Consider the following 21,382-nt stretch of genomic DNA (forward strand, 5'->3'; position numbering starts at 1 on the left):
ATTTCTTTGAGGATCACATGCTGAAGCGTTTTCTGTCTTACTACAAGCCCCAGATGGGGCTTTTTGTTGCCGATACCATTTGCGCCCTGGTGCTTGCTGCCATTGACCTGGCGTTTCCCATTATCCTGCGCAATCTGTGCGGCGGGCTGTTTACCCAGGGCCAGACTGCCATTATGCAGGCGCTCGGTATGATCGCGGTGGGACTGGTGCTGATGTATGCCACCCGCTGCGCCTGCCGCTACTTTGTGAGCTATTGGGGCCACGTGATGGGCGCGCGCATGGAGTCCAAGATGCGCGAGGACTTGTTCGATCAGTACGAGCGTTTTAGCTTTGCGTACTTTGATCGCAACAGCTCGGGTGACATGATGAGCCGCGTGGTCAACGACCTGTTCGATATCTGCGAGGCGGCGCACCACGTGCCCGAATGGATCATTATTTGCGGTATCGAGATCATTGGCTCGTTTGTGATTCTGTTTACCATTGCGCCGGTGCTCGCACTCGTCATGGCCGTGGTGACGGCGGTGTTCGCGGTCATTATGTTTTGGCAGAATATGCGCATGCGCGAGGTCTTTAGCGATAACCGCAAAAAGATCAGCGGCATCAATGCGCAGCTGCAGGATTCGCTGGCGGGTATGCGTGTGGTCAAAAGCTTTGCCAATGAGCAGACCGAACGCTCTAAGTTCCGCGCCTCTAACGATCGCTACCTTTCGTCCAAGGAAAACATGTATCACGCCATGGGCGTCTACACCGCGACGTATGGTCTGCTCTCGGGCGTGCTCTATGTGATCGTGGTGCTGCTGGGCGGTTGGCTCGTTGCCCAAGGCCAGCTGCAGGCGGTCGATATGGCAACCTTCGCGCTCTACATTTCGCTGTTCTGCACGCCGCTCGAGACGCTCGTCAATTCGGCCGAGGCGTATCAGAAAGCCATCGCCGGCTTTAAGCGCATGGACGAGGTGCTCTCGACTGTTCCCGATATTCAGGATAAGCCGGGTGCTGCGGATCTGCAGGTGACGGCCGGCGCTGTTGAGTATCGCGACGTGTGCTTTAGCTACGAGGATGTCGAGCTGGGCGCGGGCGACGGGACGCGTCCCGTTATCGACCATATGGATCTGTCCATTAAGCCCGGTCAAACCATCGCTTTGGTTGGTCCCTCGGGCGGCGGCAAATCAACGACTTGTTCGCTGTTGCCGCGCTTTTACGACGTTGCCGCCGGCTCCATTAGCATTGACGGCCAGGATGTGCGCGACGTGACGCAGCGTAGCCTGCGCCGATCCATCGGCCTGGTGCAGCAAGATGTCTATCTGTTCGACGGAACGATTGGCGAGAACATCGCCTATGGCAAGCCGGGCGCCACGGCAGAAGAAATCGCCGAGGCGGCCCATCGCGCCAACATCGATGCTTTTATCGAGTCGCTTCCGCAGGGCTATGACACCGTGGTGGGCGAGCGCGGCAGCCGTCTTTCTGGTGGTCAAAAGCAGCGCGTCGCCATCGCGCGCGTGTTTCTCAAAAATCCCAAGATCCTTATTTTGGATGAGGCGACCAGTGCTCTGGATAACGAGAGCGAGGAGGCGGTGCAGGAGTCGCTCGAGCGCTTGGCGCGTGGCCGCACCACGATCATCATCGCTCACCGTCTCTCAACCATTAAGCATGCCGACGAGATTGCGACCGTTGAGCATGGTCGCGTTGTGGAACGTGGCACGCACGAGGAGCTTCTCGCCCGTGGCGGCACTTATGCCCGTTACTATCGAATGCAGTTCGAAGGTGCGCGTGCGCACGAGCTCGACTGATTGATATGACAGGAAGGTTATGGCTGATAAGAACCATCTGACTCCGGAAGAAGTGACGGAGTTATTCTCCGAAATCGATGCATCCGGCGTCTTGGATCCTACACTCGCCAAAAAGCGTACCGAGCGCATGCGCGAGAAAGAGTCTGCCGTCAAACGCGGTGACAAGGCGACACTGGCGCGGCTGCGCAGCGAGGATCGCGCGAGCCAGGCAAAACATATCGACCCGCTGTCCGAGGACGATCCTTCGGGTTCGCAGGTGAGCCATACCATTACGAAAACTGCCATGGCCGTGGTTATCGGCATCCTGGTGCTGATTGTGGGCATGCAGATCGGCTACGGCGTGATGCGACGCCTGAACACCGCGAACCTCTCCGAGAGCGTTTCGGTGGATACCGTCTCGACCGCGCTCAAAGGTGGACTTGAATGGGGCAACGGCTTTACGCAGTTCCCGCTCGATTTTACCGTCGACGAGGCCGACGAGGGTACGGGCACGGTTGAGGTGACGGTGCTGGACACGTCTTCTGCCAATGAACTCGAGTTGCTGTCCAACGGTCAGATTCAGGCGGCGGCGCTCGCAACCAATGCCCTGCTCAACGACAAGATTGACCGTGTGGTGTATAACGTCCACGCCTATATCGACGAGGACAGCAGGATTCAGCATGATTCCTTCTTTGGCATGTTTCCCGCCCAGGGCCACCAGAGCGCCATCCTGACGTTCGTCTGGACCAAGAGCTCTTCCAACGCCACCAATATCGACTGGAAGATGCGTATCGTGAGCATGGATGACACCATTGCCGAGCGCATTCAGAAACAGGTGAACTCGGTATCGTCGCTCATCGAGGACCCGGCGGTGAGCCAGACTAAGATTGACGAGGAAAAGGCCGAACGTGACCTGGAGCACCGCCTGCACGGCCGCGAGATTTTCCGTGGCGGCAAGCTTGGCCGCACCCCGTCCGAATTACTTGAGCAGGACAAGCAAAAGTAGTCCGCAGCCACATAGAACGATGACATCCCGCGTGAGCCGCAAGCCCACGCGGGATGATTTTTCTGGGACGGGGATTAAAAAATTATTCTGTCATGTATGCGGTTGGCGAGTAGTCAATTTGGGACGGGGCTATTTTAGCTACCCCGGCTGGTGGCACGACGGTTAGGTTGATTGACGGACGGGGCAGCTAAAATAGCCCCGTCCCAAATTGACTACTCAGCGACAAAGCTCTGCTTTCAGAATGATTTTTTAATCCCGTCCTAGAAAATCATTATGCATAAGAAGTCATAATTATCATTTTGTAAACAATTCTATGTAATTAACGCCATAAGTCATGCTTACGGTTAGAATACCGCGAGGCCTAACTACACACCTTTAAGCCGGTCCCGAGAGACCGGGAAGGAGAACTATGGCGAACAACCATATTGCGGGCGCTGCCGCCCGCACCATCGCGCCCAGCGAACTGTGCCAGCGCATGCTGGCCAAAACCAGCAAGGGTGCTTGCGGTCCCTGCATCCTGTACCTTGAGGATGGGACCATTTTTTATGGCCGTGCATGTGGTGCCGAGGGCACCGCGACCGGCGAAGTCTGCTTCAATACCTCACTCGAGGGTTACTTTGAGGTTATGACCGACCCGAGCTATGCTGGCCAGATCGTTACCATGACCTATCCGCAGATTGGCAACTATGGCATCGACGAGACCGATGTCCAGTCCGCCTTCCCCGGCGATGACGTACGCCCTGCGAGTGCTCCCGCCATGCGCGGCATGATCGTGCGCGACATGTGTGCCACGCCTTCTAACTGGCGCTCGGCCGTCAGCGTGCCGGAGTACCTGCGCGCACACGGCATCGTCGCTATCGAGGGCGTCGACACCCGAGCCCTGGTGCGCCACCTGCGCGACAATGGCTCCAAGATGGGCATTATCTCGACCGAGGTCCTCGACATCGACGAGCTTGCCGAGCGCTTGGCCTCTGCTCCCACGCTGGTGGGGGAGAACCTGGTCAAGACCGTGAGCTGCCCTGCGCCCCATCCGTTCGCCGGAAGCGATCTGCCTGCCGAGCATGGCTTTGCGCTTGCGGCCCCCGCTCCCGCCCGCCACAACGTGGTCGCGTACGACTGCGGTGTCAAGCGTGGCATCCTGGAGGGTCTGGTCCGTGCTGGCTGCGACCTCACCGTCGTGCCGTGGGATACACCCGCGCGTCAGGTACTCGACATGAATCCCGATGGCGTCTTTTTGTCCAACGGTCCCGGTGACCCCGATGCCGTGGTAGAGACCTACGAGCAGGTGCAGCAGCTGATCGGCAAGGTGCCCGTCTTTGGCATTTGCTTAGGTCACCAGATGATCAGCTTGGCATGCGGTGCCCAGATGGAAAAGCTCAAATTCGGTCACCGTGGCGGTAACCAGCCGGTTATGAATCTGGTCAGCCGCCGCGTGGAAATTACCGCGCAAAACCATGGCTTTGGCCTGCTGTTCCCCAGCTTGGGCAAGCTTGTCCCCGAACTTTCGGGCGGCGAGACCGAGCATGCGGCCGACGGCGATCTGCGCGTCTGGGTGCGCCGTGGTATCGCGCCCGTCGTGATGAACGAGCGCTTTGGCCGCATTCGACTGACACACGTGAACCTCAACGACGGCACCGCCGAGGGCATTCAGCTGCTCGACGCCCCGTGCTTCTCGGTCCAGTACCACCCCGAGGCCTCGCCCGGCCCCACCGATGCCCACTATCTCTTTACCGCCTTTACGCGACTCATGGACGGCGAGGAGAACTACCTGGACATCGACACCGCGAAGGACCGCCTGGCTGGCTGGAACTTTCCCGACGAGGGTTCCGCCACGACCGAGACCGAGGAGAACTAACATGCCTAAACGTACTGACATCAAGCGTATCCTCGTCATTGGCTCGGGCCCCATCGTCATTGGCCAGGCCTGCGAGTTCGATTACTCCGGCGCCCAGGCCTGCAAGGTGCTCAAGGAGGATGGCTTTGAGGTCATCCTGGTCAACTCCAACCCGGCGACCATCATGACCGACCCGGGCCTGGCCGACCGCACCTATGTCGAGCCCATCACCGCCGAATTTATCGAGCGCGTGATCAAGAAGGAGCGCCCGGACGCGCTGCTGCCCACGCTGGGCGGCCAGACCGGTCTGAACGCCGCCGTCGAGCTGGCAAAGGACGGCACGCTCGACCAGTACGGCGTCGAGATGATTGGCTGCGACCTTGCCGCCATCGAGCGCGGCGAGGACCGCAAGCTCTTTAACGAGGCCATGGCCGAGATCGGCCTGGAGGTCGCGCGCTCGGGCTATGCCTACAGCGTGGCCGACGCCGAGGCCATCGCCGAGCGCGTGGGATATCCCTGCGTGCTGCGCCCGAGCTTTACCCTGGGCGGCGCCGGCGGCGGCATCGCGCACACCCACGAGGAGCTCGTCTCCATCGTGAGCCAAGGCCTTGAGCTCTCGCCCGCCCACGAGGTGCTGGTCGAGGAGTCCATCGAGGGTTGGAAAGAGTACGAGATGGAGGTCATGCGCGACCACGCCGGCAACGGCATCATCGTGTGCTCCATCGAGAACCTCGACCCCATGGGCGTGCATACCGGCGACTCCATCACCGTGGCGCCGGCGCAGACCCTCTCTGACCTTGAGTATCAGCGCATGCGTGTCGCCTCGCTCGCCATTCTGGAGAAGATCGGCGTCGAGACCGGTGGCTCCAACGTGCAGTTTGCCGTGAACCCGCAGACCGGTCGCCTGATCGTCATCGAGATGAACCCGCGCGTGAGCCGTTCGTCCGCACTGGCCTCCAAGGCCACGGGCTTCCCCATCGCCAAGGCCGCCGCTCGCCTGGCCGTGGGCTACACGCTCGACGAGATCGTCAACGACATCACCAAAGCCACGCCTGCCTGCTTTGAGCCCACGATCGACTACTGTGTGGTCAAGGTGCCGCGCTTTGCCTTTGAGAAGTTCAAGGGTACCGACCCCACGCTCACAACGCGCATGAAAGCCGTGGGCGAGATCATGGCGATCGGCCGCACCTTTGAGGAGGCCTTTGGTAAGGCCATGCGCTCGCTGGAGGACGGGCATCAGGGCATTTGCGCTGGTGGCAAGGAAGGTGCCGATAAGCTGAGCGACGACGAGCTCGCTCAGGCCGTGGGCACCCCGACTGAGCACCGCATCTTCTTTGTGGTCGAGGCCCTGCGTCGTGGCTGGGATGTCGCGCGCATCCATGCCATCTGCGGCATCGATCCGTGGTATCTCAACCGTATCAACGATATGGTGCAGGTCCAGGAGAGCATTCGCGGCCTGCGCGTGGAGGACATCGACGCCGACGCGATGCGCCTGCTCAAGCAGTATGGCACGAGCGATGCCGAGATTGCCGCGCTGACCGGCTCGGACGAGCGCTTTGTTCGCGCTTACCGTAAGGGCCTGGGCGTGGTTCCCAGCATGAAGACGGTCGACACCTGCGCTGCTGAGTTCTCGAGTGCCACGGAGTATAACTACAAGACCTACGAAAACATCTACCGCACGAGTCCGGTCGCCAAGAAGTGCGTTGCCCCTGACGAGACCACGCCGGCAGATAAGCCCAAGGCGATGATTCTGGGTGCCGGCCCCAATCGTATCGGCCAGGGTATCGAGTTTGACTACTGCTGCGTGCACGCGAGCTACGCGCTGGCGGCCCGTGGCTTCGAGACCATCATGGTCAACTGCAACCCCGAGACCGTCTCGACCGACTACGACACGTCCGATCGTCTGTACTTTGAGCCGCTCACCTACGAGGACGTCATGGACGTTATCGATGTTGAGCGCCCCGACGGCGTCGTGGTGACGCTCGGCGGCCAGACCCCGCTTAAGCTGGCGCGCATGCTCGAGGAGAGCGGCGTGAACATCATGGGTACTAAGCCCGATGCCATCGATTTTGCCGAGGACCGCGAGCGCTTTGCCGCACTGCTCGACAAGCTGGGCATTATGTACCCGCCGGCGGGTCAGGCCACCTCGTTTGAGGAGGCCGAGGCCGTGGCCGCGCATATCGGCTACCCGCTGCTGGTTCGTCCGAGCTATGTGTTGGGCGGCCGCGGCATGATGATCGCCTACGATGCCGAGCATCTGCACGATTACATGGCCGAGGCTGCCCGCATTAGCCCCGACTACCCGGTGTACCTCGACCGCTTCCTGGAGGGCGCGATCGAGTCCGATGTCGATGCCCTGTGCGACGGCGAGGAGGTCTACATCGGCGGTATTCTGGAGCATATCGAGGAGGCCGGTATCCACTCCGGTGACTCCGCGACTTGCATTCCGCCGTTTAGCTTTAGCGAGAGTCTGCAGGCGAAGCTCCGCGAGACCACGCGCCGCATCGCGATGGCGCTGGGAGTCCGCGGCCTGGTCAATGTGCAGTATGCCATCAAGGGTGAGACCGTCTACGTGATCGAGGCCAACCCGCGTGCCAGCCGTACCGTGCCGTTTATCTCCAAGGCTACCGGCCTGCCGCTGGCCAAGTGCGCGGCGCGCATCATGGCGGGCGATTCCATCGCGAGCCTGGGCCTGCCGAGCGACGAGCGCCAGCTGGACTGCTTCTGCATGAAGGAAGCCGTTATGCCCTGGGGTCGTTTCCCGGGAGCCGACGTTATCCTGGGGCCCGAGATGAAGTCGACGGGCGAGGTCATGGGTGTCGCCAAGAGCTATCCCGAGGCATACGCCAAGACGCAGCTGGCGATTGACTACAAACTGCCTGATCCGAGCGCTGGCAAGGTGTTCATTAGCGTGTGCGATCGCGACAAGCGCCATATCCTTTCGGTCGCCCGTATCCTGCGCTATCTGGGCTTTGACATCTGCTCTACCGAGGGTACGGCGCGCGTGCTGCGCGGAGGCAACGTGACGTGCGAGGTCGTGGAAAAGATCAGCGGCCCACACGACGGCGAGCGGCCCAACATCGGTGACCTTATCGCCGATGGCAAGATCGCGGTGATCATCAATACGCCGTACGGCCCGGGCTCGCGCGGCGACGGCTATCTGTTGCGCACCGAGGCGGTGCGCCGCGGCGTGACCTGTGTGACGGCGATGTCTGCCGCCAACACCTACGTGAGCGCTATCGAGGCGGTGCGCGAGGACCAGCAGGGCCACGGCAGCGCCAACGACATGGGCATGGACGTCATCGCCCTGCAGGACCTGCCGCAGTACACGGTGTAATGTGACCTGGTCGGGGGGGGGGGGGGGGGGGGGGGGGGGGGGGGGGGGGGGGGGGGGGGGGGGGCGGGGGGGGGCGGGCCGGCGCCCCCCCCCCCCCCCCCCCCCCCCCGGCCTGCGGTGACTTTGCTGCACCGTGTGCTGTCGAAGGGACTTTGCGCGATGATTAGGGCTGAATAAAATTGAGTGTGGGCGCCGTCGTTCATTCGAACGACGGCGCCCACGTTATGTAGGAGGGACTTTCAGCCTCGTCAACCTCCCATTCCAAACCAAATCAGCCAACGTACGTCATGGCAATATCCGGTAGGTCCCCGGGTGCCCCGCGGCGGGCTGGGTTATTTAGCTGAGCGACTTTGCGTAGCAACCGGAGTGAAGATGAAAACACCGGGCCGCTGCAGAGCACCCACAGACCGCAGGGACGGGAGTGGCTATACTACTCTCAGTAGTTAAGGGTCGCGGATTCGCCGCGTCACCGCTCTCAACAGGAGGTCTTTATTTATGGCAGATCAGAAGCCGGTTGTCGGGATCATCATGGGCTCCAAGTCCGATCTGGGCGTTATGGAAGGCTGCACCGCCGAGCTCGAGGCGCTGGGCGTGCCCTATGAGCTCGTGATCGCAAGCGCGCACCGCACGCCGGCGAAGGTTCACGAGTGGGCTTCGACTGCTGCCGATCGCGGTATCAAGGTGATTATCGCCGCCGCCGGCAAGGCCGCTCACTTGGGCGGTGTCGTGGCTGCCTTTACGCCGCTGCCGGTTATCGGTGTTCCTATGAAGACGAGTGACCTGGGCGGCATGGATTCGCTGTTGTCGATGGTGCAAATGCCTTCGGGCGTGCCCGTAGCCTGTGTTGCCATCAACGGCGCCAAGAACGCCGCTATCTACGCCACACAGATTCTGGGTGCTTGCGACCCCGAGTATCGTACGGTCATTGAGAAAATGAAACAGGAGATGGCTGACGCGTAAGATCGCCACCATTCCTTTTGTGCCATAAGGAGAGTTATGTCCGACTATCAGGGAAAACGTTTTAGGTCCTCTCAAATCCCCGACCCTTCAAAGCCCGCTGACAGCCGTGCGCCTCAGCAGGGTCGGGCATCCTCTCCCCAGCATGCCCGTGCCCCACGCCCCGTGGTGCCGACAGGGCAGCGCCGCCAGCGCCAGAATACGCCTGCCGCATACCGTCCTTCGGCGTATAGCACGGCGAAATCGCCGCAGCGTACTACGCCACCGGCCCATAAGGACTCGGCGGGACATGTCCAACAGCCGCGCAAAAAACGTCGGTCGATTTTCCCTATCTTGCTCATCATTGTCGGAATCGGATTGATTGTTGCCGCAGCGGCTATCTACATCAATGCGCAAATTGGCTACAAACAGGCAAGCGACTCGTATGCAAAGATCGAGAAACAATATGTGAGCGATAAGGATGGCAGCGGCATCCCCGTCGTTGATTTTGATGCCCTTGCGCAGACGAACCCCGAGATTGTCGGCTGGATTTACGTTCCGGATACTACTATCAATTATCCGGTGGTTCAGGCCAACAATAACTCCAAGTACCTCAACACGTTGTTTGACGGTACATCCAACGCTTCCGGTGCAATTTTCCTGGACTGCGACGATACGGCCCCCGGTATGGTGGACCAGCAGACCACGATCTATGGCCATCATATGAACGACGGCTCGATGTTCAACATTATTTCGGACACAACCGACCAGGCAAAGTTCGATAGCATCGAGTATGTGTACTACATTACGCGCGACGGTACGTATAAACTCAAGCCGCTCGTGACCAAGATTGTCGAGGATACGTATAACAAAGCGCGCACACCGAGCTTCGATGGCGAAGACGGTCTAAAGAACTATCTTTCCGAAATGCTGGATGGAGCATCGGCGAAGGCCTATGATGCGAGTGATCGTGCGTCTTCGGCAACCAAGGCCGTAACGCTCATCACCTGCCGCTCCCTTTCCTTTAGCGACACGCGTGCCGTGATGGTGCTCACGCCGGTTGAAGAATAAATTGCCCGAGGGTGGCTAATTTGGGACGGGGATCTTTTAGTCGCTCTCATTCTGTTTGACAGAGAATCTGGCTGGTAATCGAAGGGTAGCTATAAGGAACTCCGCCCCAAGGCTACTCGACGACAATAAGGGGAAATGATGCTTGAGAATGGCAAGATGATGCCTTCGGTCGATGTCTGGCTGCGCGAGGCCAAGGCCGACGCCTCGGCACCGGCGTGCGGTATGTACCTGACGCATAACGGCGTGGTGCGCGCAACGCCCAAGTCTGAGGCCCGTGGTGTCAAGACCGATGGCGTGGCGCCGGGTCATAAAGTAAGCGGCATGGTGTTTGGCTACGACGCCGACAAGGTACGGTCTGCCATCGAAGCGACGCGTGCGATGCCCGGCATCGGCTATGTGCGCGTATGGCTGGCGAGCGGTGAGCTTGCCGTGGGCGATGACATCATGCTTGTACTTATTGGAGGGGATATCCGCCCGCATGTGGTCGATGCGCTGCAGTCGCTCGTCGGCACCATCAAGAACGAGTGCGTGAGCGAGGTCGAGCGCGAGGCGTAAGGCCTCGTCGGCAATCCGAGTCTGTCTATAGCGAAAGCCCGCCGGCAGTTCATGTAGATCTGCCAGCGGGCTTTGATGTGTTGGAGCTATTTTGCTCTGGCGTTTGCTACACGCGTGTGGCGTCCTTGGGGCTCATGGTCATACTCTGAAAACGGTTCTCCATATATTCGTTATCGAAATGCTTGTCATAGAACTGTGCGACGGGAATATTTCGAACGGTTCCGTTGACGCGCTGATACCAATAGTCGAGCGATTGCAACGTCATGACGCCGTCGATCAACATGACGGCGGTCAGGATGACGGTAGCAGAGTAGCGGCGTTTCCATGGAATCATATTGATGAGCTTAAGCAGGCGCGGCAGCAAGACCTTGATCCAGATGAGGCCACCCAGGCCCCACATGCAGGCAAACGGCGTGCATGTGCGTCCCCCGGTCAATACCGCGATGGGATCGGGCATGCCGAATAGCCTAATGTGTGAATAACTCCACGACACCACGCCAAATGAGGTCTGCATAAACCAGCCTACAAACACCTCGAAAGCGCCGCCGATCAGGGCACTTACCAGGAAAATGATCAGAGGATTCTTTTTATAGAAGCGGTTGAGCGCCATGGTCATGAGCACCGCGCCAAATCCGTAGATGGGGCTAAAGGGGCCAAATAGCATACCGGCACGGTCCTGATAGACGCCGGGATCGACGACGACCATATGCCAGACTTCCTCGAGAATGAGACCTAACACGCTGCAGACGAAGAATACCCAGAACAGGTTGAAGTAGTTGAGCTTGATGTAGCCCTCGCCGGTTTCGTCGCGGCCGAGCATCCCCTCGGCGGCGGCATCGCGGTCGAGCATCTCTTGCAGACGGCGCTGCAGTTCGCGCTCCTGGCGTAGCGTGGGGTCGACGGTGGCCGACAGCGCAATGAGGATGACAAGCTGGACGGCGGGGCGCAGCAGGAAGGGTCCGATACCCTGGAGCATCACGTCAACTAAAAGCTCCACGACGGTAAATGCGATGAGGACGTAAGACAGGCGGGCGGCATTGCGCCGCTGGTCCTTGATGAGGTCCAGGCCAAAGACGATCAAGATGATCGCGCTTGCCGCCGAGAGCATAATGCCGGCGACGATAAGGCCAACCGCGACCAGGGTGTTATCACCGAGCTTAGCGGCGACGTTGCCGTTAATGAGTGCGGTGATGACCTGCCACATAAAGACGGCGACTGACGGGAGCGTGCCCACGCCAGATAGGGTGCACAGGACTGCGTAGACCTTGATGATAAGGGGGATCTTCTTGGCCTCCGTGGTGCTGGGGACACTGGGGTCGAGTTGATTTCGATCCATACGCTACCTTTCTCGTCTTGTAGTAGCCTACAAGGATACGCCGACGACCAGCTAAAAGACAGGACGAACGTCCCAATTGCAACAATGTAGCCCCTAGCGCGGGCGAGACACGGCGCACGGGAAGTCTTCGAGGCCGTTGCCCCTGAGAGTGGACTACCCAATAAAATGTTTGGTCGCAAAACGGATAATAAGCTCGGTGGGCTTTTAAAAACCGCTGTTCATGCGCGGGAGTGCTTGTCTTGCCGTGCGTATAATAAGGCAGGTAACGCCAAATAACGAGGCTCTGAGGGGATGCCATGTCTCAAGAAACCATCCGCGCGGCCGAGCGTGCCACGGGACAGGTGACGACCATGTCGACGTACGATCCGGACTCCGACCAGCTGCATGAGGAATGCGGCGTTTTTGGTGTGTGGGCGCCCGATCGCGACGTGGCTCGACTGACGTACTTTGGTCTGCGTGCGCTGCAGCATCGCGGCCAGGAATCGGCGGGAATCGCCGTGGGCGACGGCGGCACGGTTATGGTTCGTAAAGACCTGGGACTGCTCGACCGTGTGTTCTCCAACGCCGACCTGTCGACGCTCTCCGGCCAGTTGGCTGTGGGCCACGTGCGCTATGGCACCGCCGGCGCCAAGAGCTGGGAAGCCTCGCAGCCGCATCTTTCCACCATCAACAGCGTCATCATCGCGCTTGCGCACAACGGCACCCTGGTTAACACTGACGAGCTGCGCCGCCAGCTGATCGAGCTCGGCGTGCCGTTCCTCTCCAATTCGGATTCCGAGGTCGCGACCAAGCTCATTGGCTACTTTACCCAGTGTACGGGCCACCTGCGCGAGGGCATTCGCAAGACCATGGAGCTCGTGCGCGGCGGCTACGCCATGACGCTCATCAACGAGCAGGCACTCTACGCTTTCCGCGACCCACATGGCATTCGTCCGCTGGTGCTGGGCAAGCTCGTGGACGAGGGCCTGGACCAGGCCGACGCCGCATCCGTTTCGCAGCTACCGTCGCAAGACGACGCCGCGAGGGTCGACGCTGCCGCTCATGTCACGCGCGCTGGCGGCTGGGTCGTTGCCTCCGAGACATGTGCACTCGATATCGTGGGCGCCGAGTATGTCCGTGATGTCCGTCCCGGCGAGATATTGCGCATCAGTGCCGAGGGCCTGGTATCCGAGCAGGGTGTGCCCGCTGCCGAAGAGCCCGCTAACTGCATCTTTGAGCAGGTCTACTTTGCCCGCCCCGACTCCATCATGAATGGCAAGAGCGTCTACGCCTGCCGTTACGACATGGGTCGTCAGCTGGCACACGAGGAGCCCGTCGATGCCGACCTGGTCATCGGCGTGCCCGACTCCGGTCTGCCGCCTGCGGAGGGTTATTCGCGCGAGAGCGGCATTCCCTTTGGCGAGGGCCTCATCAAGAATCGCTATGTGGGCCGTACGTTTATCGAGCCCACGCAGGAGCTGCGTGCCATGGGCGTGCGCATGAAGCTCAATCCACTGCGCGACAACATTGAGGGCAAGCGCCTGGTCGTCATCGACGACTCCATCGTTCGCGGCACCACCATGGTGCAGCTCGTCAAGATGCTGCGCAACGCCGGCGCCAAGGAGATTCACATCCGCATCAACTCGCCCGAGGTCATCTGGCCGTGCTTCTACGGCATCGATACCGACGTGCAGTCGCAGCTCATCAGCGCTAACAAGACGGTCGATGAGATCTGCGAGTACATTGGCGCCGATTCGCTGGCCTTCCTTTCGGTCGAGGGCCTGCTGAAGGTCATGCCCAAGGGCGGCTACTGCGATGCGTGCTTTACCGGCCGTTATCCCGTGGCGATTCCCGAGAGCTTTGGCCGCGACAAGTTTATGGAGGGCTTTAAGCCCCGCAACCTGGATAAGCCGCTGCACTTTGGCGACGACGCCGTGGTCGAGAAATACGATGACCGCAGCTGGGAAGAGAAGCACGGCGAGGCCTAGAACCTGCCATTTAGGGACAGGTTCATTTTGGTAGGTTTTACCTGCTGTTTTGTTGATTTGGCGGCGCGCGTTGTTACCGTGTGCGCCAACTTGAGGGCAACTATGGGCACTGTTTGGCGTCTGTGTGTCAAACGGTAGTGGGAGAGGAAGGCTCAGATGAGCGACAGCAAGCATGTGACGTATGAGGATGCCGGCGTCGATACCGCCGAGGGCGGCCGCGCCGTCGACGCTATTAAGCAAATGGTTAAGGACACCAACCGTCCCGAGGTTATCGGCGGCATCGGTGGCTTTGGCGGTCTGTTCTCGGCCGCCGCGCTTAAGGATATGGAAGACCCGATCCTGATCAGCGGTACCGACGGCGTGGGCACCAAGCTCGTCCTCGCCCAGATCATGGACCGTCACGAGACGGTGGGCCAGGACCTGGTCGCCATGTGCGTCAACGACATTTTGGCTTCGGGCGCCGAGCCGCTGTTCTTTTTGGACTATGTTGCCATCGGCCACATCGAGGCCGAGCACATGGCAAAGATCATCAAGGGCGTGGCAGACGGCTGCAAGCTCGCGGGCTGCGCGCTCGTGGGCGGCGAGATGGCCGAGCACCCGGGCGTCATGGCTCCCGCCGACTACGACCTCGCCGGCTTTACCGTGGGTGTCGTCGACCGTCCCAAGATGCTCGACCCCGCCAACGTCCGCCCCGGCGACGTGATTCTGGGCCTTCCCTCCACCGGCGTGCACTCCAACGGCTACTCGCTCGTGCGTAAAGTCATCGGCGTTGACGGCATCAAGCCGGGTACGCCCGAGGCCGCCGCTAAGGCCGAGGAGCTGAGCCGTCCGCTCGAGGAGCTCGGCGGCGCATCACTGGCAGACGCTCTGCTGGCCCCCACGCGCATCTACGTCAAGCCGATTCTTGAGCTGCTCCGCGGCGGCGCTCCGGTGCACGCCATCGCCCATATCACCGGCGGTGGCATCACCGAGAACCTTAACCGTGCGTTGGCCGAGAACGTCGACGCCGTGGTCACCCGCAATGGCGCCGAGATGGGCTGGGACATTCCGCCCGTCATCACCTATGTTTCGCACCAGGCCGAGCTTACGCCCAACGAGGCATGCAAGACCTTCAACATGGGCGTCGGCCTGTGCCTGATTGTCGCTCCCGAAGATGAGGCCGCGGTAACCGATACCCTGGTCGCGCTGGGCGAGAAGCCGTTCCGCGTGGGCGAATGCGTCGAGGGCTCCGGTAAGGTCGTGTACTCCGATGAGCGCTAACGAGCAGATGGCTGCCGCCGAGGGCTTGGACTTTGTGCCCTACACCCGTCCGACCGGCACCGATACCACCGAGCCGCTCAAGATCGGCGTGCTCATCAGCGGTTCGGGCACCAACCTACAGGCGCTCGTCGACCTGATCGCCGCCGGCAAGCTCAATGCTTCGATCGAGCTCGTGGTGTCGAGCCGTCCTTCGGCCAAGGGCCTGCAGCGTGCAGAGCGTGCGGGTATCCAGACGCTGACGCTCTCCAAGGATGTCTACGCCGACCCTATCGCCGCCGACGAGATTATTGCGCACGAGCTTCTCGAGCGCGGCTGCGAGTATGTGGTCATGGCTGGCTACATGCGAATGGTGCATACGCCGCTGCTGGCGGCGTTCCCCAACCGCGTTGTCAATCTGCATCCGGCGCTGCTGCCGAGCTTTACCGGTGCGCATGCGATCGACGATGCCTTTACGCGCGGCGTCAAGGTGACCGGTGTGACCGTGCATTTTGCCAACGAGATCTACGACAACGGCCCCATCATTGCCCAGCGCGCGCTGGCCGTTGAGGAAGGCTGGGACGTCGACACGCTCGAGGAGCACATCCATGCGATCGAGCACGTGCTGTATCCCGAAGTCGTGCAGATGCTCGCTGACGGCCGCGTCCACGTGCTGGAGAGCGGTAAGGTGGCAATTGATCCGGCGCACTAGTCGTTGGTTTGTGTTGGCGGTTAAGCGTCGGAGGTACGCTTAACCGCCATTTTTTATGCATTGAGATCTACGTTGTTTGAGGCAAACGATCGCCACAACTTGATGCCCATAGTCCAATTGCTTCGCCAAAAGGCGCGATCCGGCAAGAGATAAATTTAGCCTAATAGAGCCATTTGCTCTTCTTTATGCTCGGGATACGCCGGACTATAATCAAATGATAATGCGCTAAATAATCTTATGGGGATAATCAAATTATGTTTTGTACGGGTGCTGTCTGTTGGGAGCAAAGATGGGTGCACAATTATTTTCGAGACGAACAGCAATTAAAATGGCCGTTGCCGCGGCTTCTGTCCCGCTGATTGGTCTAGTTGGATGTGGTGAGAAGTCGATTGTTGGAACTTGGGCAAACGACGATGGAGACGAAATTCTCCAATTTGATGAGAATGGTGACTGTTCGGTTCCTTTTACCTATAACGGTGCGTGGCTGGAAAGCTGCGATCGCTATACGATTCAAGAAGACAAGACATTGGTTCTAAGCAGCAGTCAAGGAAATATCAGCTCTCAACATTGGAAGAAAGCTAGCAGCAAAGAGGAAGCTGAAGATGCGAATGATAGGCTCTATTTTCTCAATGGGGATGAGCTTGTTATCAACCACGAAACGTACACGAGAGAATGAGAGCTAAGACACGCCGAACGTGTGAAGATGGGGAATGCCATAGATGAATACCGTGCCGGGCTCGTGACAAACATCATTGTCACGAGCCCGGCACACATCAAAGTATAAATTGTTCACCAGTCCGCATCCTCTTTTTGCTCAGATTGAGCCGTTTGCTGCTAGTGCGGTTGTTGCGCAGATGCCGATCGAGTCCAATGCTGACTTCGAACATGAGACAGGGTTACCGGAGTCATTCCTAAGAACGATGCTATATACCTATGGGGAATAGCATCGATCAGTCCAGGATATTCTCTCAGAAACCATTCGTATCGATTCTTTGCGCTGAGGTGCCTGATGACGTTTTCGACTTTCCAGTGATTGTGGCATGCACTCTCAAGCAACGAATTATAAATGGACAAAATTTGAGGGATGCTTTCTGCTGCTCTGTAGAAATCCGAAATTTTAAGCTTAATGAGAGTGCAATCCGTTGTTGGAGTTATACCAACTGAGGGACTGTGGAGCGCAGGCCCCAGTGCTCGCGTGCAGCATAACGTCTAAAAGTGGCTCAGTCGACGCGCTTCCTACTCCAAATGAATTGTGCAGCAAACAAATCTCAATCCAGAATAAATCCAACTTCTTGGGCATTATCAAATGTTAATGCGATGCGACGCTTTTCGGGAAACAATGAGACAGTCGATAAGAGGAGGGTGCCATGGGGATCATGGACAGTGCATCGTACTATCTTGGTCGCGGAATCGATTCGGCTGATAAGGCAACAAGGGGCCTGAAGATTCAGGCTGAAATCACCAGGCTGCAATCTCAGAAAAAAGACTTGATACAACAGCTTGGCCAGATTGCTTACGAAAGATGCAGGAGCAACGACGATGTTTGTAGTGCCTTTTCGCAAGAGTTTGCCTCTATTTCTGAAATTGAAGAGCGTATGGCAGTGTGTCGCGGACAGCTCGTACAGCTTCAGGGCGGAAACCAAGGGAATAGCGGCGGAGGACATGGAATAACATGCACCAAATGTGGCACAGTCAATTCAACTGGCTTTGCGTTTTGTGTAGGCTGCGGCGCAAAGATGCCGACAGAAAGTGCATTCGAAGGCGATTGGGTGTGTACGGCCTGCGGTGCCAGCTACGGTGAGGAAAAGCAGTTCTGTATGCAGTGCGGGTCGCCAGTAAGGCGTCGAAATGAACAGGTCTCTAGTCAAATGAGTATAGAACCGAACCCGGTAGAGCCCGAGGACACAGCCGTAAAGGTGACTGTGGGGTCCGCGGTCTGTCCCGACTGCGGCTCACCGGTTGAGGCAGATGATGTTTTTTGCGGTGAATGCGGTCGAGTTTTGTAGCAAGGGGTGAGAGTTATGTTTTGCGGGCATTGTGGAACACAAATTCCAGACGAAGCTGTGTTCTGTCCTTCGTGCGGCCAAAAGATTGAAAGCAGCTCACGGGAAAACCAGACACCTCCGGCTCTGCAGACTCCGGTGCCGCCGATAAAAGGTCATGCAACGGGAGAGGCTTTTTTGGGATCGCTGTCTTCCATCGAAAAGATTGCTTTGGCGGGTGCGTTCATTGTCGGCGGTTTGATGGCGGCCAGTGCCGCGGTCGCGTTCTTCTCTAATTTCGAGAAGGTTACGAATCTTATGGGCATGTACAGCGGAATAGAGCCTGCCATGGGCGTGCTTATCTATGCAGTCTTCTCCCTGTCTTTTGTTTTTGTTCCGCTCGATGCTTTTTTAAGAGTTATAAAGCGTCTGAAACCGGGTTCGATGCGCTGTGAAGATTGGAAATTCATCGCGGTTCAGTTCGGAATGATCGTTCTGGTTTCATTGGTGCTGGTGGGCTTTATCGGTCCTTATGCGGATGACAATACGTTTCACAGCACAACGACGATGTGCATTTACGCTTTTATGAATTCGGTGTGGCCCGAAGTTTCGCTCTTCGTGATACCCAGCGCGGCCATGACGGGCATTTGCGCCTATTTGTCGCGGACATCCATAAATAAGTAGATAAAACGAATCTTTATAAATGATGATTGGGAATAAACGACATCGGGCGAGGTCTGCAGCTGCCAAGCTGATGGTGGTGGGCCTCGCTTTGCTGATGGTGGCTGGCATTTGGTTGCACAACGTATTGGGCTTGCGTGAATCGGTACTTGATTTTGTCGAGGACGTTGTTGCGGCGGCAGGGGTCGTTGACCCTGGCGCAAGTACAGATATCAAAACTTCATCAGTCATTGATTGTTCAGGCGCAAGCGATGTGATAGAAAGCGGTGAAGATGCAATTGCGTTTGTTTCCGATATAGTTAATAAGGGTTCAGGCGGCGAAAAGATAATAGAGTTAATTCCTGCAAAGGAAACCATTAGCAACGGAATAACGTTCTATCGGTTTGATCAGACAGCCGACAACATTCCCGTATATGGTAGATGTGCAACGGTTGCGGTTGCTGGGGATGGAGCAGCCATCGGCATTTCGTCGAACTGTGTTCCGACACGCTGGCTTGGCGAAGAGGGATCTGTTGATGTAGATGGGGCCGTTGATGTGGCTAAAGGCGCTCTTAATGGGGCCGAGACGTTGAGCAGTAAGCCGGTTCTGTATGCTCGCGACAATGGAGATATCGAAAGGGCCTGGGTCATCGAACTGTCCAATGATAATGGAATATCTGAAGTGGTTGTTTCGGCTGTGAGCGGAGATGTGCTTTGTAAGACGAATCTGGTAGATGAAAACGAATCGATACGGTCGCCAGTGCAAGTGGAAGATCAGAAGAAATCGCAGCACGTGTCAAATAACGGAACCTGCCGATATACAGACGAACAACGCCATATTTATATTTTAGATGGAACTAAGCTTAAAGAAAAAGCAGTTAAATGGGCAAAAAAAAGACTGTCTGCATATGGAGAGTCCGGGAAAATATATCGGATAAGCGACGATCTAGATTATTGGGTAGACGAGAACGGGGATCGAGTCCTTACTGGCACCTATGAAGGGTCACCCTGCTTTGGCGAAAGCAAAGATAAAGCGAGATATTTCTTGAGGGATACTCAGGACCTGAGAATCGACAAAGCGAATGAGAAGGCGGATGCGCTTCAAGACGCCCTCTCAAAATCATACGACTACTACGCTAATCATTTGGGTTATAGCGGTGCAGATGGAGTGGGCGGTGCCGTCTACGGTTTGACCAATGCAGGGGTGTCGAATGCCCAAATTCAGGGCTGGAGCCCGGGGAATCCGATTTCGCTTATTTCCGTCAGCAAGAGTAAAAAATACTACACGCTTTCAACGCTTGCTCATGAGTATACACATGGAGTTGTCAACGAGATAAGCCCCGCATCGGTAGGCGAGGAATCGGAGAAAAAGTCGCTGGGAGAAGCAATAAGCGACATTATGTCCTATGTAATTAGGGATGAGGCGGACAATGGGATATTCGATAACTCTATCGAATGGTGTATGGAAGGAACGTCACGTCGGGCAGATAGGACGGGATGGTATCCGAGTAGCTACAAAAAAGACGGCTGGTGGAACGACAACACGTTGTTTGTCCTAAGGGATTGCCATATTAACAGCACCGTTATATCCCATGCTGCGTATCTAATGTGTGGAGACAACAGCCTAACTGGGTCTCCCATAACCACCGAACAACTTGGTACGCTGACATTCATGGTTACGAACATGCTTTCACCGACCGCTGATTTTCCAGAATTTGCAAGGTTGTTTACTATGATGGCGGCACGATTGGCCAAGTCATCGTCGATGGGCATGAATGCTTCTCGTGCTCAACGTGTAAAATCTGCCTTCGTTGAGGTCAACTTGCCTGTAGACAGCGCGAAATTCAACGCTGCTTTAAAGGGGGCCGCTTCGAATGATTCCGGTAAAGCGCAGAATCCACAGAATGCAAGCAGCCCAAAACCTGTAGATATTTCTCTTGTTTTAGATGCATCGGGTTCTATGGATGGCGATCCGGAGGTTAATGTCAAAAAAGCCGCCAACAAAATGATTGACGACATCGATGTAGAAGGTGCTCGTTTTGGGGTTTGCGCGTACAGCTCCGACCTGGTTGCATCATGTGCCCTGAGCGAGAGTAAAGATTACGCTGCGGAAGCAATTAATTCGATTGACTCGAATGGTGGCACCGATATCGGCTTGGGGTTGTCCGGAGGTCACGAATTACTATCGGATGCTGGGGCGGGCGAAAAGAGTGAGCAAAGGAAAATAATAGTTCTGATGTCTGATGGGTTGCCGACAACAGGTGAAAACGAAGAACAGATACAAGCCCGCGCTGAAAAATACAAGAGTGAGAACATCAAGCTCTATACCTTGGGTTTTAATCTCGATGCTTCGGGACAGGATCTAATGCGTTCGATAGCAAGCGAGGGCTGCTACTTCAATGTTGCCAACGAAGATGACCTCAAGGGCTTTTTTGAGGACATTGCTGCAGAGATTAACGGTGTTCGTTACACATATATTCGCGTTGCATGTCCAGTTGACGTGAGTGTTGCGCGTAACGGGGAAACGCTCTCTTCTGAAGAAACCGGAACCAGGAGAACGTCTTTTGGGACCGTACAGATTGAAACCGAAGGCACGGGCGATACGACACGTGCAAACGAGGTCAAGGTAATACGCCTGCGCTCAGATGATGAGTATCAATTGAGAATTGAAGGAACGGGATCTGGTGATATGACGGTCGAATGCGACTTCATGGATAGTGCGGGCGACTATTCCGATCGGCGCTCATTCACTGATGTTTCGGTTAACCCTGCGATGCAAGCGGTGGTGGGAATCAATGGAGACGTTAAAACGCGCATGGAAATAGACGATGACGGAGATGGGTTTGCGGATAGGGCGTTGGAGGCAAGTGCCAACAGACACTATGACCCAATCCGAGGGCACTAAAAAGATAGGAGCCCCCGCTCGTGACCGCGGGTCGGGGCTGCGACAATGATGTTGAAGTGCCATAGGCGCAGCCGCGCCG

15 protein-coding genes are annotated in these 21,382 nt (G+C 57.4%); 14 read left to right on the top strand and 1 reads right to left on the bottom strand.

Going from position 1 to position 21,382, the window contains the following annotated elements; genetic code table 11:
• The first annotated feature begins 17 nt into the window (after positions 1-17).
• From ACTM82_RS04670 to ACTM82_RS04700, 7 genes are all read left to right on the top strand, one after another.
• Entirely contained in the window at positions 18-1,787 is a 1,770-nt protein-coding gene (locus ACTM82_RS04670) for an ABC transporter ATP-binding protein (RefSeq protein ID WP_441054655.1), read from the top strand.
• A gap of 19 nt (positions 1,788-1,806) precedes the next feature.
• The gene (locus tag ACTM82_RS04675; protein WP_441054653.1) at positions 1,807-2,772 is read left to right on the top strand and encodes a hypothetical protein; all 966 of its coding nucleotides are present in this window, start codon (positions 1,807-1,809) and stop codon (positions 2,770-2,772) included.
• A gap of 409 nt (positions 2,773-3,181) precedes the next feature.
• On the top strand, positions 3,182-4,627 hold the full coding sequence (carA, locus tag ACTM82_RS04680) for a glutamine-hydrolyzing carbamoyl-phosphate synthase small subunit (RefSeq protein WP_441054651.1): 1,446 nt from the start codon (positions 3,182-3,184) through the stop codon (positions 4,625-4,627).
• A 1-nt stretch (position 4,628) separates the two neighbouring features.
• Complete coding sequence (carB, locus tag ACTM82_RS04685; RefSeq protein ID WP_441054649.1) at positions 4,629-7,943, top strand: carbamoyl-phosphate synthase large subunit; 3,315 nt, start codon at positions 4,629-4,631, stop codon at positions 7,941-7,943.
• A 495-nt stretch (positions 7,944-8,438) separates the two neighbouring features.
• Positions 8,439-8,903, top strand: a complete 465-nt coding sequence (gene purE, locus ACTM82_RS04690) for a 5-(carboxyamino)imidazole ribonucleotide mutase (protein ID WP_373575402.1) — start codon at positions 8,439-8,441, stop codon at positions 8,901-8,903.
• 330 nt (positions 8,904-9,233) lie between these two features.
• Positions 9,234-9,950 carry a class B sortase gene (locus ACTM82_RS04695; RefSeq protein WP_427795609.1) on the top strand — a complete coding sequence of 239 codons (717 nt, stop codon included), beginning with the start codon at positions 9,234-9,236 and terminating at the stop codon, positions 9,948-9,950.
• Between the two features lie 138 nt (positions 9,951-10,088).
• A complete protein-coding gene (locus ACTM82_RS04700; protein ID WP_427795608.1) occupies positions 10,089-10,505 on the top strand; it encodes a molybdenum cofactor biosynthesis protein MoaE in 417 nt (138 codons plus the stop codon).
• A gap of 106 nt (positions 10,506-10,611) precedes the next feature.
• Here ACTM82_RS04700 and ACTM82_RS04705 read toward each other — a convergent pair whose 3' ends face one another.
• The gene (locus ACTM82_RS04705) at positions 10,612-11,841 is read right to left on the bottom strand and encodes a putative ABC transporter permease (RefSeq protein WP_148331752.1); all 1,230 of its coding nucleotides are present in this window, start codon (positions 11,839-11,841) and stop codon (positions 10,612-10,614) included.
• Between the two features lie 296 nt (positions 11,842-12,137).
• On the opposite strand from ACTM82_RS04705, the gene ACTM82_RS04710 reads away from it, so the two are divergent.
• The 7 genes from ACTM82_RS04710 to ACTM82_RS04740 all read left to right on the top strand — a co-directional run bounded on the left by ACTM82_RS04710 (position 12,138) and on the right by ACTM82_RS04740 (position 21,303).
• Positions 12,138-13,808, top strand: coding sequence for an amidophosphoribosyltransferase (locus ACTM82_RS04710; RefSeq protein ID WP_441054644.1), 1,671 nt, complete (start codon positions 12,138-12,140; stop codon positions 13,806-13,808).
• 156 nt (positions 13,809-13,964) lie between these two features.
• Positions 13,965-15,068 carry a phosphoribosylformylglycinamidine cyclo-ligase gene (gene purM, locus ACTM82_RS04715; RefSeq protein ID WP_441054642.1) on the top strand — a complete coding sequence of 368 codons (1,104 nt, stop codon included), beginning with the start codon at positions 13,965-13,967 and terminating at the stop codon, positions 15,066-15,068.
• A complete protein-coding gene (gene purN / locus ACTM82_RS04720; RefSeq protein WP_441054640.1) occupies positions 15,058-15,756 on the top strand; it encodes a phosphoribosylglycinamide formyltransferase in 699 nt (232 codons plus the stop codon). Before purM ends, purN begins: the two co-directional genes overlap by 11 nt.
• 289 nt (positions 15,757-16,045) lie before the next feature.
• The gene (locus tag ACTM82_RS04725; RefSeq protein ID WP_441054638.1) at positions 16,046-16,432 is read left to right on the top strand and encodes a hypothetical protein; all 387 of its coding nucleotides are present in this window, start codon (positions 16,046-16,048) and stop codon (positions 16,430-16,432) included.
• Between the two features lie 691 nt (positions 16,433-17,123).
• Positions 17,124-17,762, top strand: coding sequence for a double zinc ribbon domain-containing protein (locus ACTM82_RS04730; protein WP_441054636.1), 639 nt, complete (start codon positions 17,124-17,126; stop codon positions 17,760-17,762).
• Between the two features lie 15 nt (positions 17,763-17,777).
• Entirely contained in the window at positions 17,778-18,422 is a 645-nt protein-coding gene (locus tag ACTM82_RS04735; RefSeq protein WP_441054634.1) for a zinc-ribbon domain-containing protein, read from the top strand.
• 19 nt (positions 18,423-18,441) lie between these two features.
• Entirely contained in the window at positions 18,442-21,303 is a 2,862-nt protein-coding gene (locus tag ACTM82_RS04740) for a VWA domain-containing protein (RefSeq protein ID WP_441054632.1), read from the top strand.
• Positions 21,304-21,382 lie beyond the last annotated feature (79 nt).

It is taken from the genome of Collinsella sp. HCP3S3_E5 (assembly GCF_052067635.1).
Classification (GTDB): domain Bacteria; phylum Actinomycetota; class Coriobacteriia; order Coriobacteriales; family Coriobacteriaceae; genus Collinsella.

Coding starts and splice junctions, on each gene's coding strand:
- ACTM82_RS04670 (WP_441054655.1), top strand. CDS start 18: ATGCTGAAGCGTTTTCTGTCTTACTACAAGCCCCAGATGGGGCTTTTT.
- ACTM82_RS04675 (WP_441054653.1), top strand. CDS start 1,807: ATGGCTGATAAGAACCATCTGACTCCGGAAGAAGTGACGGAGTTATTC.
- carA (WP_441054651.1), top strand. CDS start 3,182: ATGGCGAACAACCATATTGCGGGCGCTGCCGCCCGCACCATCGCGCCC.
- carB (WP_441054649.1), top strand. CDS start 4,629: ATGCCTAAACGTACTGACATCAAGCGTATCCTCGTCATTGGCTCGGGC.
- purE (WP_373575402.1), top strand. CDS start 8,439: ATGGCAGATCAGAAGCCGGTTGTCGGGATCATCATGGGCTCCAAGTCC.
- ACTM82_RS04700 (WP_427795608.1), top strand. CDS start 10,089: ATGCTTGAGAATGGCAAGATGATGCCTTCGGTCGATGTCTGGCTGCGC.
- ACTM82_RS04705 (WP_148331752.1), bottom strand. CDS start 11,841: ATGGATCGAAATCAACTCGACCCCAGTGTCCCCAGCACCACGGAGGCC.
- ACTM82_RS04710 (WP_441054644.1), top strand. CDS start 12,138: ATGTCTCAAGAAACCATCCGCGCGGCCGAGCGTGCCACGGGACAGGTG.
- purM (WP_441054642.1), top strand. CDS start 13,965: ATGAGCGACAGCAAGCATGTGACGTATGAGGATGCCGGCGTCGATACC.
- purN (WP_441054640.1), top strand. CDS start 15,058: ATGAGCGCTAACGAGCAGATGGCTGCCGCCGAGGGCTTGGACTTTGTG.
- ACTM82_RS04725 (WP_441054638.1), top strand. CDS start 16,046: ATGGGTGCACAATTATTTTCGAGACGAACAGCAATTAAAATGGCCGTT.
- ACTM82_RS04730 (WP_441054636.1), top strand. CDS start 17,124: ATGGGGATCATGGACAGTGCATCGTACTATCTTGGTCGCGGAATCGAT.
- ACTM82_RS04735 (WP_441054634.1), top strand. CDS start 17,778: ATGTTTTGCGGGCATTGTGGAACACAAATTCCAGACGAAGCTGTGTTC.
- ACTM82_RS04740 (WP_441054632.1), top strand. CDS start 18,442: ATGATGATTGGGAATAAACGACATCGGGCGAGGTCTGCAGCTGCCAAG.